The organism is Pseudalkalibacillus berkeleyi (assembly GCF_021608225.1).
In the GTDB taxonomy this organism is placed as follows: Bacteria; Bacillota; Bacilli; order Bacillales; family Fictibacillaceae; genus Pseudalkalibacillus; species Pseudalkalibacillus berkeleyi.
Map to the genome: position 1 here is coordinate 1,622,945 of NZ_JAKIJS010000001.1, position 17,626 is coordinate 1,640,570.

Annotated in this window: 18 protein-coding genes and 1 tRNA gene; 4 read left to right on the top strand and 15 right to left on the bottom strand. The window is 39.3% G+C overall.

All coding sequences use genetic code 11. The annotated features are described in order from the left end of the window. Positions 1 to 16: 16 nt before the first annotated feature. From L2716_RS08640 to L2716_RS08655, 4 genes are read right to left on the bottom strand one after another with little or no spacing between them, the layout of a single operon-like run. Positions 17 to 1,270 carry a hypothetical protein gene (locus L2716_RS08640; protein WP_236333688.1) on the bottom strand — a complete coding sequence of 418 codons (1,254 nt, stop codon included), beginning with the start codon at positions 1,268 to 1,270 and terminating at the stop codon, positions 17 to 19. Next, positions 1,267 to 2,475 carry a DUF58 domain-containing protein gene (locus L2716_RS08645; RefSeq protein WP_236333690.1) on the bottom strand — a complete coding sequence of 403 codons (1,209 nt, stop codon included), beginning with the start codon at positions 2,473 to 2,475 and terminating at the stop codon, positions 1,267 to 1,269. The genes L2716_RS08640 and L2716_RS08645 overlap by 4 nt, the downstream gene beginning before the upstream one ends. Next, positions 2,472 to 3,422 (bottom strand): AAA family ATPase, encoded by a 951-nt coding sequence (locus L2716_RS08650; RefSeq protein ID WP_408005297.1) that lies wholly within the window; start codon positions 3,420 to 3,422, stop codon positions 2,472 to 2,474. The genes L2716_RS08645 and L2716_RS08650 overlap by 4 nt, the downstream gene beginning before the upstream one ends. Beyond that, positions 3,397 to 4,620, bottom strand: coding sequence for a DNA polymerase IV (locus L2716_RS08655; protein WP_236333692.1), 1,224 nt, complete (start codon positions 4,618 to 4,620; stop codon positions 3,397 to 3,399). Before L2716_RS08655 ends, L2716_RS08650 begins: the two co-directional genes overlap by 26 nt. Positions 4,621 to 4,729: 109 nt before the next feature. Here L2716_RS08655 and L2716_RS08660 point away from each other — a divergent pair, with 109 nt between their 5' ends. Then, positions 4,730 to 4,954, top strand: a complete 225-nt coding sequence (locus tag L2716_RS08660; RefSeq protein ID WP_236333695.1) for a hypothetical protein — start codon at positions 4,730 to 4,732, stop codon at positions 4,952 to 4,954. Here the strand turns inward: L2716_RS08660 and L2716_RS08665 are convergent. The 5 genes from L2716_RS08665 to L2716_RS08685 form a co-directional block, all read right to left on the bottom strand. Then, positions 4,951 to 5,442 carry a MarR family transcriptional regulator gene (locus tag L2716_RS08665; protein ID WP_236333697.1) on the bottom strand — a complete coding sequence of 164 codons (492 nt, stop codon included), beginning with the start codon at positions 5,440 to 5,442 and terminating at the stop codon, positions 4,951 to 4,953. The two genes, L2716_RS08660 and L2716_RS08665, sit on opposite strands and share 4 nt — an antisense overlap. A 271-nt stretch (positions 5,443 to 5,713) precedes the next feature. Next, complete coding sequence (locus L2716_RS08670; protein ID WP_236333700.1) at positions 5,714 to 6,838, bottom strand: M20/M25/M40 family metallo-hydrolase; 1,125 nt, start codon at positions 6,836 to 6,838, stop codon at positions 5,714 to 5,716. A gap of 24 nt (positions 6,839 to 6,862) precedes the next feature. Further along, complete coding sequence (locus tag L2716_RS08675; protein ID WP_236333702.1) at positions 6,863 to 8,410, bottom strand: acyl-CoA carboxylase subunit beta; 1,548 nt, start codon at positions 8,408 to 8,410, stop codon at positions 6,863 to 6,865. A 2-nt stretch (positions 8,411 to 8,412) separates the two neighbouring features. Beyond that, positions 8,413 to 9,255 carry a methylmalonyl-CoA epimerase gene (mce, locus tag L2716_RS08680; RefSeq protein WP_236333704.1) on the bottom strand — a complete coding sequence of 281 codons (843 nt, stop codon included), beginning with the start codon at positions 9,253 to 9,255 and terminating at the stop codon, positions 8,413 to 8,415. 39 nt (positions 9,256 to 9,294) lie between these two features. Then, on the bottom strand, positions 9,295 to 10,950 hold the full coding sequence (locus tag L2716_RS08685) for an acyl-CoA mutase large subunit family protein (protein WP_236333706.1): 1,656 nt from the start codon (positions 10,948 to 10,950) through the stop codon (positions 9,295 to 9,297). A gap of 237 nt (positions 10,951 to 11,187) precedes the next feature. Here L2716_RS08685 and prli42 point away from each other — a divergent pair, with 237 nt between their 5' ends. Then, a complete protein-coding gene (prli42, locus tag L2716_RS08690; RefSeq protein ID WP_236333708.1) occupies positions 11,188 to 11,277 on the top strand; it encodes a stressosome-associated protein Prli42 in 90 nt (29 codons plus the stop codon). A gap of 242 nt (positions 11,278 to 11,519) precedes the next feature. Here the strand turns inward: prli42 and L2716_RS08695 are convergent, their stop codons facing one another. Beyond that, positions 11,520 to 12,032: a L,D-transpeptidase gene (locus tag L2716_RS08695; RefSeq protein WP_236333710.1), complete on the bottom strand. Its 513-nt coding sequence runs from the start codon at positions 12,030 to 12,032 to the stop codon at positions 11,520 to 11,522. A gap of 64 nt (positions 12,033 to 12,096) precedes the next feature. Beyond that, positions 12,097 to 13,053, bottom strand: a complete 957-nt coding sequence (locus tag L2716_RS08700) for an aromatic acid exporter family protein (protein ID WP_236333713.1) — start codon at positions 13,051 to 13,053, stop codon at positions 12,097 to 12,099. A gap of 187 nt (positions 13,054 to 13,240) precedes the next feature. Between L2716_RS08700 and L2716_RS08705 the strand changes: the two genes are divergently transcribed. Then, a complete protein-coding gene (locus L2716_RS08705) occupies positions 13,241 to 14,596 on the top strand; it encodes an arsenic transporter (RefSeq protein ID WP_236333715.1) in 1,356 nt (451 codons plus the stop codon). A gap of 49 nt (positions 14,597 to 14,645) precedes the next feature. Here L2716_RS08705 and L2716_RS08710 read toward each other — a convergent pair. From L2716_RS08710 to L2716_RS08725, 4 genes are all read right to left on the bottom strand, one after another. Continuing rightward, positions 14,646 to 14,720 (bottom strand) — tRNA-Arg (locus L2716_RS08710). Positions 14,721 to 14,835: 115 nt separating this feature from the next. Next, on the bottom strand, positions 14,836 to 15,267 hold the full coding sequence (locus tag L2716_RS08715) for a BrxA/BrxB family bacilliredoxin (protein WP_236333717.1): 432 nt from the start codon (positions 15,265 to 15,267) through the stop codon (positions 14,836 to 14,838). Between the two features lie 257 nt (positions 15,268 to 15,524). Next, on the bottom strand, positions 15,525 to 16,457 hold the full coding sequence (locus L2716_RS08720) for a metal ABC transporter solute-binding protein, Zn/Mn family (protein ID WP_236333720.1): 933 nt from the start codon (positions 16,455 to 16,457) through the stop codon (positions 15,525 to 15,527). Positions 16,458 to 16,607: 150 nt separating this feature from the next. Further along, on the bottom strand, positions 16,608 to 17,102 hold the full coding sequence (locus L2716_RS08725) for a lactoylglutathione lyase family protein (protein WP_236333722.1): 495 nt from the start codon (positions 17,100 to 17,102) through the stop codon (positions 16,608 to 16,610). Positions 17,103 to 17,223: 121 nt separating this feature from the next. On the opposite strand from L2716_RS08725, the gene L2716_RS08730 reads away from it, so the two are divergent. Further along, positions 17,224 to 17,565: a winged helix-turn-helix transcriptional regulator gene (locus L2716_RS08730; RefSeq protein ID WP_236333724.1), complete on the top strand. Its 342-nt coding sequence runs from the start codon at positions 17,224 to 17,226 to the stop codon at positions 17,563 to 17,565. Positions 17,566 to 17,626 lie beyond the last annotated feature (61 nt).

A 17,626-nucleotide genomic window follows, 5' to 3' on the forward strand; every position in this document is an offset into this window, starting at 1 on the left:
TCAGAAAAGGGGAGACTCATCTATCGAGTCTTCCCTTCCTCTTTTGTTCTTTCGTTATGATTTTGTGCTGCTCTTTCCCCCAAGATATTAACTGTTTCATAGTTTCTATATACTGCTCTTCCTCTTCCGCTGATATTTCCTTTATCCCATACCTGACTCTTTCATATATGTGATTCACATTATTGCTTTTATCAGAAGGTAATCCAATTCGGTCGAACCATTCAAGCACGGATTCCTGCGGGTATCTCCCTAACTTGTAGCCGGCCATTTTCTTTTCAAGTCGATACAATTGCTTACGAATTTTATTAGCAGGTGGTGTACGATCCCTTACAATATTTCGCTCACCAAAATCCTCGCCTAGGTTCATGCTATTTTCTTGAAATCCGTTGTATAAACTTGCATTCGTGAAGGAAAGTTTTCTTTTGTACAATCGAATGCCATACCAAATGACAGCAAGCGCAATCAATGCAATCAGCACATAAGTAAACCATTCACTTTGATTGGAATCATTCACCATTTCTCTGAGAATTTCTTCGTTTGTTTTCAAATCTGCATCCTCTACGTTATCTTGGACACGTTCGATGTTGCCTTCTTTAATAAAACTTGCGAATAATGTAACGACAAAGCTAATTGGATAATATAAAACTGTTGCAATGATTGTGCCGAGTCCCTTTAATATCGACATAGTGATAGATTGAATCAAAGGAAACAAAAGAACGATACTGGCAGTTGCGACCGCCAAAACAAGTGTAACTTTTCCTACCCAACGGTGCACAGCTTGATCCGTGTTTTGATTGGTCAGAACTGCCCGATTCACCCGAACGATCGCAAACAAAATGGTTTGTAATAATAGTAACCAAAGAGCAAACGATACATAGTCATTTGTTGAGAAGAAGAAATAGAAAATGATCGTTGAAGCGAGTGAGAGTAACAAAATATGTACTTCTTGTCCTAAGTCCTCATCAAAATATTGACTCGTAAACCGCCATCCTATAAGAATAGTTAACAACATTAATACAAGCACATCTATACCTAATATCCAACCAATCCCAAACAAGACGGGTAATGTGAAAACTATTTTTCCAACGGTAGCTTTTATTCTTGGTAACAAGACTTCGTACATCAAACCCCCAATTACCATTAATGAAAAAATAGCGAGATAAGGATTTTCATGGACTGGAGCAAATACCCAAACGGATAAAAGAAGAGCAAAGACGATATCCATACTGTACTGCAACCATCTCGTTCGCAGTCTTAGGAAGTTACTCATGAAATCGCCCTCCTTCTTCCAAGTCTCATGACCCTAGCTGTTTGTTCATGCATTTGAAGGTGGAAGACACCAACGCCTTTACTGAGCCAGCTTTCATATTGAGGGAGGTCCGTCGTCATGTCCCCGATTACAATAACAGATGTTGAATTTGACCCCCAGCTTTCATACAAAGCGATCAAACGATACATCGGAACTCGTACACTATTATAGTTAAGGCGGGATAGTAGTTCCATCGCCTTCAAAAGCTGTTGTTTTCCTTCGCCCTTCTCAAGATGTAAATAAGGGACTCTGCCTTTTGTTTTGATGTTGACATACATATCGAACGGTATATGATGTTCTGTTGCATATTGACACATATAGGCTGCAAAACTGATTTGATTTTCCGAGACATTCATTTCGCCATATTTGGAGATCAGTTCAGATTGAATATTTACATTAATAAAAATCGTCCATGATTGGGTCAATGTTTTCTCGTATACCTTCGTTTGCAACTCATTCATTCTAGCTGAGGCTTTCCAGTGGATTCTTTGGAAAGGATCACCTGATTCGTAATTTCTTGTCCCAATAACTTGAGTCTGATCCTCATATAAGGATTGGGGATAAGCTCGATCGCCTTGAATTAACTCATTCAGTTGATTCATATCTTTTACAGGTAAGGGTGTCGGATATACGATAAACTCTGTTCTAAAAATACGATCGTTCACTAATTTGATCTCTTGTAAGCTTAAAGGATCACTCAGCTGCACTTCTAATTTAGGAAATTTAGCAACCCCTCTTCTTAATGCTCTTATAGGTATAGAAAGCGTTTTCTTTTCTTTAGGTTGGAACATCGTCGACAGATTGTAAGTGTTATAGCCCTTATGTTCCGTAACTGGTTCCATTCCTTTAACATTGACATTGGAGTGGAGGATGAACTCGATCTTATTTTGAAAAATTGGGACACGGCTATCATTTACTAAAGTAAGCTGCCAAGTTTCTTCATCGTCAGGAAACATGCGATACGTTTGCTTTTCATTAGAGAGATAAAGGCTTCCAGCAATTAGATTCAAATATTTCGTTGATATAAATAACGTGATCGCCATTAGTATTCCAACAGTAAACAACACATTTGAGCCACCGTATAAGGATACGATCATCAATACAAATGAAAAAAAATAAAGGAACATTTGTGTTCTACCTGTATGCAAAATCTTACGCCAAATCATTCCCTAACCGCTCCAGCTTCGACTGGTACCTCAATTTCATCTAGAATCATATGAATAATTTGTTGTACGGTCTTTCTCAGTTCCCCGTCTAGAGACAATACGATCCGGTGAGCCAGTACAGGCTGGGCTAATTTCTTTACATCCCCTGGATTGACATAGTCTCTATTTTGTAACCAAGCATACGCTTGTAAGGCTTTCATGAATGCGATTGTACCTCTCGGACTAACACCAACATCAATAAACTTAGATTGACGAGTTTCATGAATGATAGAAAGAATATATTGCTCTATGTCATCACTTAAGTGAACTTTCTTAATTTCATTTTGCATATGTATGATCTCGTCTGTTGTGAACACAGGGATCAATTGATCAATTGGCTCTTGTTCTCGATATGCTCTCATGATCATTTGCTCTTCCCGCATCGAAGGATATCCGACGTTGATCTTTAGCAAAAATCGATCTAGTTGTGCCTCAGGTAAAGGAAACGTCCCTTGAGATTCAATCGGATTTTGGGTTGCTAATACGATAAATGGAGCAGGTAATGATTTCGTAATCCCATCTATTGTAACTTGCCTCTCTTCCATCAATTCGAGTAGGCTGGATTGTGTCCGTGGAGTAGCTCGGTTAATTTCATCAGCAAGGAGGACATTCGTCATGACTGGACCATATCGCAGCTCAAATTCTCTTGTCTTCGGATTTAAATATTGTATCCCTGTTACATCGGATGGGAGAACGTCTGGTGTGAACTGTACACGTTTGTAACTTCCTTCAATGGACTTTGCTATACTTTTGGCAAGCATCGTTTTTCCCGTACCAGGCACATCCTCCATTAATACATGTCCCTTCGCAAGAAGTGCCACCATTATATATTCAACACTCTCTTCTTTCCCAATTAATACGTTACCAATTGACGCTTGTAGCCTATTCAATTTCACCTTCATTTCCATGCTTTTTATCCCCCTTTTTCTCTATACCTTTTCTAATTGAACGATTCCCGTAACGTTTATGTATATCGTTCAAAGTGTCGAAAAGTCTTTCATCTTTTCTATGCTCTTTATATGAGAACAAATCCAATTGAAGCGTGGCATTCTCTTTTTCTATAACCTGCGTCGCTGCAATCCCCAACAACCGGACAGGCTCTTCATTCCAGTGATCTTTGAACAATTGATGAGCAACCGTTAGAATGTCTTCTTTTTTGTAAACTGGATTCATAAGGGTATGGCTTCTCGTGATGGTTTTGCGATCAGCATATCGAATCGTCAACTGGATGGTATAACCCATTACATTTTTCCGTTTTAACCTTTGCTCTAATGATTCGGAAAGATCTCGCAACACATTTGAAGCTTGTTCGATTCGAAGTAAGTTTTGAGGTAAGGTTGTGGAAGTCCCAACAGATTTAAATTCACTAGCTGCATCAGGGTCTACGTCCCGATCATCAATGCCACGGGACCGTTGCCATAGCTTTTCTCCATTCCTACCTAAGTGTAGTTTTACAACCTTTTCATCTTTCTCTGCTAGATCACCGATTGTGTACACCTTAATCTGATGAAATTTCTGCATCGTTTTCTTGCCGACTCCGTGCATTTCTTCTATCGGTAATGGCCACAATTTTTCAGGTAGTTCCCTTTTTCTTAATATCGTTATCCCAAGTGGTTTCTTCATATCTGAAGCCATTTTTGCTAGGAATTTATTTGGAGCAATTCCGATACTGCAAGGTAAGTGCTGCTCTTTGTGAAGTCGTTGTTGAATTTCTTTCGCAATTTGAACGGGGGATGACTTCATCCCAATATCAGTAATATCCATAAATCCTTCGTCAATTGAAATGGGTTCAACTAAGTCTGTATATTCAAATAACAAATCGAACATTTCCTGAGATGCTTTCCGATACTTATCAAAAGATGGAGGCATGACAATAAGTTCAGGGCAATATTTCTTTGCTTCCCAAACTGGCATCGTCGTCTTTACTCCCTTCGCCCTTGCTTCATAACTACTCGTTACGACAATGCCTCTGCGTTCCTCTACATTTCCGGCAATCGCAAGAGGCTTTCCTCTTAACTCAGGATTAAGGGCACTTTCAACAGATGCGTAGAAACTGTTCATATCGATATGTAAAATAATTCTTGCTGTTGATGTCTTTTTCAACATGAACCGTGTCACCTCGTAAAAATTCGCCAAATTATTATTGTGAGAATATTTTGAAAATTATAGGGAATCATGCTAGAATAGAAGCATAATAAGAGGGAGGACTGTTCTTATGTTTAACAACCTTCGACGCTTTTCTCAAACCCCGTATCCAAGGCTACAATTGGAAATATCCACAGCAGTTAAACAAGTGAAAATTGAACAAGACCGCTCCCCCACAGTTCAAGAGTTATCACTTCAAATTGGAGCACCCATTGAAAGGATTCTTGAGGCGATGGAATACAACTTGAACGCAAATCACCAACATGTTGCACCTAAACATTATTCAGTGCATTAACCTTCTTTGTGCAACGTTTTCGAAGTCCTTTCAGTCCAATCAATGAAATCAGACCCGTGGAAGTATTGGTTCAGGTCTTTATGGAATTCCATTAACTGTTTAAGAAACTGAAGGTTATCATCCGATTGCTTACTATAGTCCTCAAGATAATCATACAACTTATAGGAGAACTGATACGATTCTTGAATTTTCTGTTCGCCAAGCTCGGTTAGTAAAGCATATGATACTCGACGATCTGCAACCTTTTTCGTTAACGTTATGAAACCTTTTTGCTTGAGACGAGTAATGACTTGCATAACCGTTGAAACATCCCACAAACCGATGGATGCGATCTTTGTAATTGTCGCTTCCTTTTCAAGATGAACAATCCAGAGCACATGCTGTTCTGCTTGTGTCAATCCTATGCTTCTTGCTGACTTTTGCCATTCTTCCTCTAATACTTTGTAAGCCCCTCTTAAATAATTCATCATCATATGCATGTTTGCCATATTCATTACCAACGCCTCGCTTTCTCTATTCTATTCTAATAGGCATTTAAAGGTATTTTTATGTTAACATATTTTGTAAAAACGAACACCCTTCAATGCTTATTTTACAAAATTCGCTTTGATATCCCTAGTTTTGAGTAGACCCTTGGAAGGATATTTCCACTTCTCAACTAAAACGAAAAAAAGAGGTTAATCTGTAGGATGGGCTTCAATTACCGATAAAGATAATAAAAGTCCCACGTACACAGATCAACCTAATCGTGTTGGGTTATTATTTTCCTACTTCTTTAATGATATTGACGACTAGTTCTGAAGTTTTGATCAACTCTTCTATTGGCATCTTTTCATTCTTCGTATGAATTTCTTCATAGCCAACAGCAAGGTTTACAGTCGGTATGCCAAATCCTGCGATGATGTTGGCGTCACTACCTCCACCACTCTGTTGAAGCTCTGGTTTTCTGCCCGTTTGTTCAACGGCTTGTTTTGCTACCTCAACGACATGATCGCCGTGATCAAACTTGAATCCAGGGTACATCACTTTTACATTCACATTTGCTTTTCCACCATATTCTTCAGCAGTACTTTCAAATGCGTCTTTCATTTTTTTTACTTGAGCTTCCATTTTTTCTGGAATAAGTGATCTTGCTTCAGCTAAAATTTCTACATGATCGATGACGATGTTCGTATTCGTACCTGCTCCACCTTCAAACCGACCAATATTAGCTGTCGTTTCTTTATCAATTCGGCCAAGTGGCATTTTCGAAATCGCTTTTGCTGCAATCGTTATCGCTGATACCCCTTTTTCAGGAGCAACACCAGCATGGGCAGTCTTCCCTTCGATCACTGCGTTAATCTTCGCTTGCGTTGGTGCAGCTACAATAATGTTCCCTACTTTTCCATCTGAGTCTAGTGCAAAGCCAAACTTTGCATCTACTAGAGATGAATCAAGCTCTTTTGCTCCAACTAGTCCAGATTCCTCACCAACGGTAATGACGAATTGAATCTTTCCGTGCTGAATATCCTGTTCTTTCAAGACTTTAATGGCTTCAAGCATTGCTGCTAGTCCCGCTTTATCGTCTGCCCCTAGAATTGTCGTTCCATCCGTCACGATATATCCGTCTTTAATGGAAGGTTTCACACCTTTTCCTGGTAGAACTGTGTCCATGTGGGAGGTGAAATAAATTGGATCTGCTGCTTCATTTGAGGCAGCAAGTGTGCAAACTAAGTTACCTGCACCATGACCGGTCCGTTCTTTGGAATCATCCTCAACGACATCCAGACCTAATTCAGTAAACTTTTTTATTAATACTTTAGATATCTCTGCTTCTTCTTTCGTTTCAGAATCTATTTGAACGAGTTCAAGAAACTCCTCTAAGATTCGATCTTGGTTGATCATATGATATAATCTCCTTCCTTTACTCTACAATGGGATATTCCCATGTTTTTTATAAGGGCGATGTACTTTCTTATTTCGGAGCATATGTAATGCTTTCGATAGTTTAATACGCGTTTCTCTAGGATCGATGACATCATCCACCATTCCTCTAGCGGCAGCTACATATGGATTAGCGAACTTCTCGCGGTATTCCTCAATCTTTTCTTTTCTCGTTTGTTCTGGGTTGTCACTATTATTGATTTCTTTCGCGAAAATGATATTCGCCGCACCTTCAGGGCCCATTACCGCAATCTCCGCATTTGGCCATGCAAATACTAGGTCCGCCCCAATTGACTTACTATTAAGCGCAACATAGGCCCCGCCATAGGCTTTGCGGGTTATGACCGTTATCTTCGGAACCGTTGCCTCAGAGTATGCATAAAGAATTTTAGCTCCGTGTCTTATGATACCGCCATGCTCCTGCTTAATGCCAGGGAAAAAGCCTGTTACGTCTTCAAAAGTAATTAATGGGATATTAAAGCTATCACAAAAACGGATAAAACGCGCCACTTTATCTGATGAATCGATATCAAGTCCGCCAGCCATCACTTTAGGCTGATTACAGATCAGACCAACCGATTCGCCGTTGATGCGTCCAAATCCGACCACAATGTTTTTCGCGAAGTCCTTATGTACTTCCATAAATGAATCTTCATCGACCACTTCTACAATAACATTTCTTACATCGTAAGGGCGAATCGTTTCAAATGGGACGACATCTGCAAGATTTTCTCGATAATCTGACTCGTCTTCAACTTGCTTCGGCTCTGGGCGTTCTTCACTATTTTGTGGTAAATACTCTAATAGCTTTCTGACATCTCTTAGCACTTCTTCTTCAGTCTGTGCTGTAAAGTGTGCATTTCCACTCTTTGAACTATGGACCTTCGCACCACCAAGGTCTTCTGAACTTATATTTTCTCCCGTTACTGTCTCAATTACTTTCGGTCCTGTAATAAACATCTGACTTGTCTTTTCAACCATGAAAACGAAGTCAGTGATCGCAGGGGAATATACAGCTCCACCTGCACATGGACCTAGTATGACCGAGATTTGTGGAATCACACCCGAATAAATGGAGTTTCGATAGAAGATCTGACCATAACCATCTAATGAAACAACACCTTCTTGTATACGCGCTCCACCTGAATCATTTAATCCGATGAAAGGTGCCCCGTTTTCAGCAGCAAGGTCCATCACTTTAGCAATTTTCTGAGCATGCATTTCACCGAGTGCGCCACCGAAAACGGTAAAATCTTGTGCAAACAAATAAATAGAGCGTCCGTGGATGGTTCCGTATCCAGTGACAACCCCTTCACCAGGCGCATGATTTTTGTCCATTCCAAAATCAGAAGTTCTATGCTCGATAAATGGATTGATTTCAACAAAGCTACCTTTATCTAATAAAAGGTCAATCCGCTCTCTCGCTGTCAACTTCCCCTTCTCATGCTGCTTATTAATTCGTTCATCACCACCACCCATTTCAACTTCTCTTCGGCGGTCATAAAGTTCATTAATCTTGTCATAGATGTCCATGATTACAAACGCTCCTTCGATTGTTTCTCGCATAATTCGTATAGCACGCCATTAGATGACTTAGGGTGTACAAATGCAATGGATGCTCCACCCGCACCAGGTTTCGGTGCATCATGTATCATTTGTACGCCTTTTTTCTTCAATTCATCAATGCGCATTTGGATATCTTTAACGCCTAAAGCTACATGGTGAATGCCGGGACCTTTTTTATCTAAAAAGCCTTGAATTGCGCTAGAAGATGAGGTTGGTTCTAATAACTCTAATTTGACGTTACCCGCATTCACAAATGCAACCTTTACGTTTTCCGATGTCACTTCTTCAATACCTTCTAGCTTTAATTGAAGTGTATCCAAATAATAAGGAAGTGACTCATCAAGAGACTTGACGGCAATTCCTATGTGATCAATTTTCTCAACTGGTGCATGTTCCACTTCTACTTCAATTCCATCTCGTTGAAAAACGGCTTGTTCAATAAATTTGGCTGTTTCAATAGAAGGTGTTCCTGGTGTGAAGATTTTCTTGATTCCTTGCTCTTCAAGATAAGGGATGTCTTCCCACGGAATGACACCTCCACCAATTACTATAATGTCATCTGCGCCCTGCTTTTTCAAACCTTGGACGATTTCAGGAAATAAATCATTATGCGCACCTGACAAGCATGATAACCCAATTGCATCTACATCTTCTTGAATGGCAGACGCTACGATTTGTTCTGGTGTTTGTCTTAAACCTGTATAGATGACTTCCATACCATAATCCCTCAGTGCTTGAGAAATGATTAATGCACCTCGATCGTGCCCATCCAAGCCAGGTTTTGCGATTAATACTCTTATTTTCTTTTTCATATGATTGACCTCCGTCTTCCATCATTTTTGTCGGAAGGATTAAACACCCGTATATTCTCCGAATTCTTCACGCAATACGCCACAAATTTCTCCGATTGTACAATAGGATCTCACACATTCTACGATTAATGGCATTAGGTTGTCTGTACCACGAGCAGCATGGCGGAGTGCTTCTAACTGAGCGCTCGCTCGCTGATTGTCCCGCGTTTCCCGAATAGAACGTAACTGCTTCACTTGGTTCGCTGCTAGTTCTGGATCTAATCGATGCAATTCTGGTCTAGGTTCGTCGTCAAGTTGATACGCATTCATTCCAACGACGATCTGCTCGCCTTTTTCAATCGCTTTTTGTGTTTCATAAGACGTGTGATGGATTTCGCGTTGCATGTATCCTTGTTCAACGGCAGAAACTGCTCCACCAAGTTCTTCGATTTTATCTAAATAAACGTTTGCTTCTTTCTCTAGTTCATCAGTCAAAGACTCCACATAATAGGAACCTGCTAATGGATCAACTGTATCCGCTACGCCACTTTCATTTGCTAAAATCTGTTGCGTTCTTAGTGCTATTCTAGCAGAATCTTCAGTTGGAAGCGCTAATGCTTCATCTCGTGAATTGGTATGCAAACTTTGCGTGCCACCTAACACCGCAGATAACGCTTGTACTGTAACACGTACAATATTATTATCAGGTTGCTGCGCTGTTAAAGTTGATCCACCTGTTTGAGTGTGGAAGCGTAACTGCCAGCTCTTAGGTTTCTTAGCTTTATACTTTTCCTTCATAATTTTAGCCCAAATTCTGCGAGCCGCTCTGAATTTCGCAACTTCTTCAAAGAATTCGTTATGTGCATTGAAGAAGAACGCTAGACGAGGCGCAAACTGGTCGATGTCGAGCCCAGCTTCAAGTGCAGCTTCAACGTAAGCTTTCCCATTCGCAATCGTAAATGCGAGCTCTTGAGCAGCAGTTGCCCCAGCTTCTCGGATATGATAGCCGGAAATACTGATCGTATTCCATCTCGGTACTTCTTCTGTACAATAAGCAAAAATATCGGTAATTAAACGCATAGATGGTTTAGGCGGGAATATATACGTCCCTCTTGCAATGTATTCTTTTAATATATCGTTTTGAATCGTTCCAGAAATTTTTTCAGGAGATACACCTTGTTTCTCTGCGACAACGATATACATCGCTAATAAAACAGCAGCCGGTGCGTTAATTGTCATCGACGTACTGACCTTATCTAAAGGAATATCCTTAAGTAAAGCTTCCATATCTTCAATAGAATCAATGGCAACACCAACTTTACCGACTTCTCCTTTAGACATCGCATGGTCGGAATCATAACCGATCTGTGTAGGTAGGTCGAACGCTACTGAAAGACCCGTTTGCCCTTGGTCTAATAAATAGCGAAATCGATTGTTCGTTTCTTGCGCGGATCCGAAGCCTGCATACTGCCGCATCGTCCAATGTCTTGCACGATACATTGTAGGCTGGATACCTCGAGTAAACGGGTATTGTCCAGGCAAGCCTAATTGATCCATATATTGTCCATCTAAATGTTCAGGTAGATATAACCGCTCAATATCAATATTAGATGTCGTTTGGAACGCTTCTTTTCGCTCCGGAAACTTATCCATTAATTTCTTAGTTGTTTCTTGCCACTCTTTATATAGTTGATTAAAGTCCTTTTCCTGTTCCATTCATGAAGCCTCCTCATTTCAAACGTATATACCACCTAACCCTCTTCTCTATGTAAGCGGTTTATTCCTGCTAAATTTCGAAAAAACTCGACATCCTTTGCACTTGTCCCTGTGGAGAAAAGTTTGTACAATAAGAAAAGTACACTTATACCAAGGATAACGAACGTATTCTATACTCATTTCAAAGTAATGGATAGACACTTTTCAATTTGAAAAGGTATGTAGGAGGTTAAATTCATGCGTAAAAAATGGATGAAAGTGATGATTTACATCATGATCATTGCCATGTTCGTTTCGCTACTAGCAAATGTCGTGTTCATGTTCTAATATATCAGTTTATAAAGAAAAGCGAGAAGATCGTCCACAAACTGGATCGATCCTCTCGCTTTTTATGTTTTGGCTAAGCTTGTAATAGATGAGATGTCCGATAAAATCCGAGTTTTGCACGATAAATTTTGTGATTTGATCGATAAATCTTGAGTTTTGCACGATAAAATCCGAGTTTTGATCGATAAATCCCAAGGTTTGCACGATAAAGCCTAAATCATCCCATGCGCTACCTTCAAAAACTACAATAAACCACGAGACTGAGCGATTTCCTCAAAAGAGTGCTGACTTCTAACAACGATCACCTTCATTCCTAATGGAACATGATCATAAAGCCACTGGATTTCTTTTTCCTGAAAACGTACACAACCAGCCGTGATAAAATGTCCAATGACATCAGGGTTATTTGTACCATGCAAACCATAAATTCGTCCGTCTGTACCTTTCGCATCAAAACCAATCCACCTTGACCCTAAAGGATTATCTGGATCTCCACCTGGGATATCCTTTTTGCGATAATATGGATTTTCGGCTTTCACAATCACGGTGAACTCCCCTTCTGGTGTCAGTGTCAACCGCTTACCCGTAGCAACGCTACCTTCTCTCTCTATATTCCCGCCACTAAAGTAGGCATAAGTGTTATCTGATTTGTTTACGATCAAAAATGGGTCCCCAGGTAAAGGGTTGTTACCTAATGGCCAAATGGGAGAGACAACTAGAAGAAAAGAAGCTAGAAACAATGATAAATGCCCCACTAAACAAATAACCTCCTACTGTTTCTGTCTTTAAGGTTATTTTGCCTAGAAAAGTAAATGTTTATCACTCATCCCTAGCTTTGAAATATCTTTTAAGAATTAAGTATTGCTCCATTTCGGTTAAGAAATAATGAAGCGCAGATCTTGTCTCAAATTCTGATCGATCCTTCGGAAGATCCATATGTTTAAATGCTTGTCTCATTTGTTCTAGCTCATCTAAGTATTTTTGTGCAGTGTTCCCTGGATGAACCGCTTCTGCTAAATCGTCCATAAAATCGGCAATTCTGAAGTTTTGAGCGTAAGTCCTATCAATCGAAGTAATGATCGGCATCACACGCCCCAAAATTTCATACTGCTTTTCTCTCATTTTAAAGTAGTTATAATATTGATCTTCATGTCGCGTTAAATGATTTTCGATATCTTTGAAAGCCATACTCTTCGCTTTCTGTATGAGATGATCGACCTCAACAATTTCAGCACCATCCCAGAGACTTTCACCCTCACGCAGAAACCATGCAAACTCTCTTAATATTTTCTGAAACTTGGATTCTAAATCTCTTTGAAGAGCCCTCAGTTCAGTTTCCATACTCGGCATATATAAGTTCATGATAAGAGCCATCCCGATTCCAATGACAATAATACCAAGTTCATTCATTACAATTGCAAACGAGAAATCCTTCAACACTAAAAAATGTAAGACAATAACTGAGCTTGTGATGACCCCTTCCTTCAACTTCAGTGCCACCATTGTAGGTATAAAAATAATGAGAAGTAATCCGAGAACGAGTGGGTGATATGATATTCCTTCAAAAAATACAAATGCAAATACGATACCGATCAAACAAGCTGCAAATCGTTCCCAAGAGCTGACAACTGACTTCTTTTTCGTCACTTTAATACATAAGATCGCTAAAATACCAGCTGATACATAAAATTCTAACTGAAATGCCTGAGCTATTAGTATTGCAATTGGAGCTGCAATTGCGGTCTTTATCGTGCGGTACCCGATTTGGAACTTCATCCCGTTCTCCTTTCTTAAGTGAAGGATGTTTCTTGTTGTGATGTGCCTATTTTACCGATAAAGTCTTCATATCTCCATATTTTGTTCGAGGACTAGTCTAACATAATAAACCAATCTATATGAAGGTGCATATAATATCGGACAAGCAAAGCTCGTACTATTCGAATAAATGGAGGACAATTCTACCATGAGCATCGATATCATGATTTCCATTTCGGTATTTCTCATCACCACAATATTCATCTTTTGGAGACCAAACGGATTAAACGAAGCATGGCCAGCAGCTATTGGTGCATCGATCATATTAATGACCGGGGTCGTGACGACAGCCAATACTTTCGATATACTTAATAAAATTGGCGGTGCTTCCGTTACGATTATCGCAACAATCGTTATGGCCGTTGTACTCGAGAGCTTTGGGTTTTTCCATTGGGCTGCTTCAAGATTAGCATCATTGTCGAAAGGCTCAGGCTATAGGCTCTATTGGTACATCCAACTTTTATGTTTCCTCATGACCATACTTTTTAACAATGATGGAAGTATCCTTATTACAACCCCCATTTTAATTTTACTTCTGAAAAACCTCAATCTTAAAACCCATCAGCAAATTCCATACTTATTATCAGGTGCTCTCATCGCTACTGCATCAAGTACGCCAATTGGTGTTAGTAATATCGTAAATTTAATTGCCCTGAAAATTGTTCATATGACGTTGTATATGCATACAGCTATGATGTTTATCCCATCAATGGCAGGTTTATTGTTCATGTCTTGGTTCATGTATATATTGGTCAAAAAAAAGCTACCTCGAAAGTTACCTGCTGTTAAATATGATATGGAGCATATGTTTTTCACGAAGAATTTCCATCCACTAAAAGGGAAAATTACAATAGAAACAAAGCGTCAACGGACAAGATTTATGTTAAAGATTCTGATGTTTGTTTTCGTCTTAAGATGTTCACTCTTTGTGGCGTCTTACTTCTCGATTCCTATTGAACTTGTTGCGGTCAACGGATCACTCGTTCTATTAGGCTGGAGATGGTATCATCTACGCATATCACCTGTAGACATTTTGAAAAAAGCACCTTGGCAAATCTTCGTATTCGCCTTTTCTATGTATGTCATCATATATGGATTGAACAATTCTGGATTGACTGACCTTCTTGTACAATTCAGTGAACCGATCGTCAACCGTGGACTTTTTGAAGCAAGCCTACTTATGGGTATTTTAGTTTCCGTTCTTTCAAACTTATTCAATAACCACCCAGCATTACTAGTAGGAACCATTACTTTAACTGAGCTTCACTTAGATCCAATCACATTAAAAACGATGTATTTAGCGAGCATTGTAGGAAGCGACATCGGATCCTTACTACTGCCTATCGGGACACTCGCCTCCTTAATCTGGATGCACATCCTAAGGCAAAATAAAATTAAGATTACTTGGAAAGATTATTTGAGCGTTTCATTAATTGTCATCCCCATTACTTTATTCGTTACGTTATTCCTACTCTACTACTGGATTCAACTCGTTTTTGTATAAACAAAAAAACTCTGCTTACACTTAAGCAGAGTTAAAATTATGTATGAAATGGCGCGCCCACCAGGATTCGAACCCAGAATACGAGAGCCGAAATCTCGTGTGATATCCATTTCACTATGGACGCAATATGTGATGACAGGATTTTAGTTTAAAGTATCTATACTTAATTGTCAATATGAAATCATTAGATTGATAGAACGCCATCTCAACATATTTTTAAGATGACGTTCTCATTAATATTAACAGTATTGATTAAATGCTTCTTGCAGTTTTTGCACGACTTCTATCGGTTCTGATCCTTCAATTTCATGACGTTCAATCATCGTCAATAATTCTCCATCTTTAAGTAATGCAAATGACGGTGAGGATGGAGGATAGCCTGTAAAGTATGATCTCGCCTTTTCTGTAGCCTCTTTATCTTGACCAGCGAAAACCGTTACAACATGATTGGGTTTTGTTTCTGACTTATTCAATGCATATGCAGCTGCCGGTCTTGCAATCCCACCTGCACAACCACAAACCGAATTGACTAATACGAGTGTTGTACCTTCCTTATTCATTGCAGCATCCACGTCTTCTGTCGTCGTAAGCTCATCAAATCCTGCATCCTTTGCTTCCTTACGTGCAGTTGCTACGACATCATTCATAAAGAAATTAAAATTCATATTCAAAATGCGCACACCCTTTCCTTATCCCTCTTAAGTTCTATTTTATTCTTAATGGACCCCGCTTCGCAAATATTGAGATTGAAAAGGAGCAACAAAAGGGATACTGACCTCTGACATGTCAAAATATGTTCCTTAAAAAATAGCAAAAAAAAAAGCAAGCACTTGGCTCGCTTTAGAAAGGGGTTAGGGGGTATAGAGGTGTTCTAGTTGTTATATACCCCATTGTAAAATTTTAAAACTATTTTCCATAATTTTTTTATTTAATTTAATGCTTTTTTCATCGTTCGAATGTTTTCCCTCATAATACTTAGGTAATCTTCCTCGTTTTCAAGTTGTTCTAGCGTTAAAGATTCAAGATTACTTAAATACAATTTCTCCGCATTTACCTCATTCTTAATCATCTCAGCAATTTCGGAGGTGAAATTCTTTTCAAAAATGATGTAAGGCACATCATTCGTTCGCGCGTAATCGATAATCGCTTGGGCTTGTTTTTGAGAAGGTTCATGTGAAGGAGATAAACCGGAAATTGAAATCTGCTTAATGCCATATCTTTCTTCCCATTTGCCATAAGCACTATGCGCAACGATAAACTCTTTTCTTTTCGCATTCTTCACAACATTTTCGAACTGTTGATCTAGTTCGTTAAGATCTTTCTTCAATGATTCGAAATTAGCCTCGAACTCATCTTCCAATTCAGGATGTTGTTTAATCATTTCTTTTTTTATCGTTTCTGACATTTGAATAGACTGAATAGGATCCAACCAGAAGTGTGGATCTACATCACCATGCTCGTGTTCACTATGTTCATCTTCACTTTCATTTTCGTGTGACTCTGCTTCACTATGAATATCTTTTGAAGCATTCAAGAAAACAACACCCTGTTTACCAAGAGATTGCTTCGCTTTGTCAATAAACCCTTCAAAACCTGCACCATTATAGATCAACAGGTCAGATTCAGCTATGTCGATCAATTCTTTTGTAGTTGGTTCATACGTGTGACCATCTGCTCCTGGCGGTATGATAGATTCAGCATGGACATGTTCCCCACCAATCCGATTTGCAAAATATTGTAGCGGATAAATCGATGTATAAATCTTTAATTGAGATTCTCGTTGTTCGGATGAGCCTGAACCATCTGATCCACAACCCGCTATCACCACCGAGAGCGTCAATATCATTAATAATAATCTCAACGGGATGTTCCCCTTTCATATCGTAACCATTACTATTTGTCTTTAGAGCATTCTCTATTATATCGTAATCGTTCCGATTTTCAAGCGGAAAACACACATTTTATTTTAATTCTATAAGAAAAGGACCACAAAAATTGTGGTCCTTTCTCTTTAATAAGCCCCTTGAGAATAAGTTAGCTCATAACTATGCGTATATATTTCAAATATATTGCCAAATGGATCTTCAACATACACCATCTTATATGGCTTTTCTCCTGGATAGTATTCACGAATCGGCATACGCTGTTTACCGCCGTATTCTTTGATTTTCTCAACCATACCTTCAATATCAGGGTCCTGGATACAGAAATGGAACAATCCAGTTTTCCAGTATTCGAAGTTGTTTTCTGGATTCTCATTATGTGGAAACTCGAATAGCTCCACACCGATTTTATCTCCAGTCGCTAAGTGGGCAATTCGGAATTTTTCCCAATCATTCCCGAATACGTCTCGGCACATTTGTCCGACCGGCGTATCATCGTTATAGACCTCAGATGGTTCCATAATGACATACCACCCAAAGACTTCCGTGTAGAATTTAACTGCAGCTTCAACGTCTGGTACGGATAGTCCAATATGCGAAAAAGTTCTTGGATATGGATGCATGATTAATTCCCTCCTGTTTTTCTTTTGACAATGGTTATTATAAATCAGTAAGATGCATTTATGTAAGAATGCACTTTTTTGTGAGAAACTAACCTAAAGGTAAGTAAGGAGTGGAACAGCTTTGAAGGATACCATTCAAGTTGATGATAGCGGTAAGCTGAAATGTGCGATTGAGTTCACGTTGAACAAAATCGGAGGCAAATGGAAAACAGTCATTCTTTGGCATCTTGGTGTTGAAGGGACATTCCGATACAATGAATTACGCAGGCTCCTCCCTGGTGTGACCCATAAGGTCTTAACGCAACAATTAAAAGAGATGGAGCAAGATGGTTTAATTTCGAGAAAGCAATACGATGAAATACCACCGAGAGTCGAATATTCGATGACTGAAAAAGGGATGACCCTTATGCCAATATTAAATGAAATGCATAAATGGGGAACCGAAAACGGAGAATTTTGCTAAAATGAAGAAAGCAGCCTTACATAGAGGCTGCTTTAGGTTTGGATATACTTTCTTTCAATCA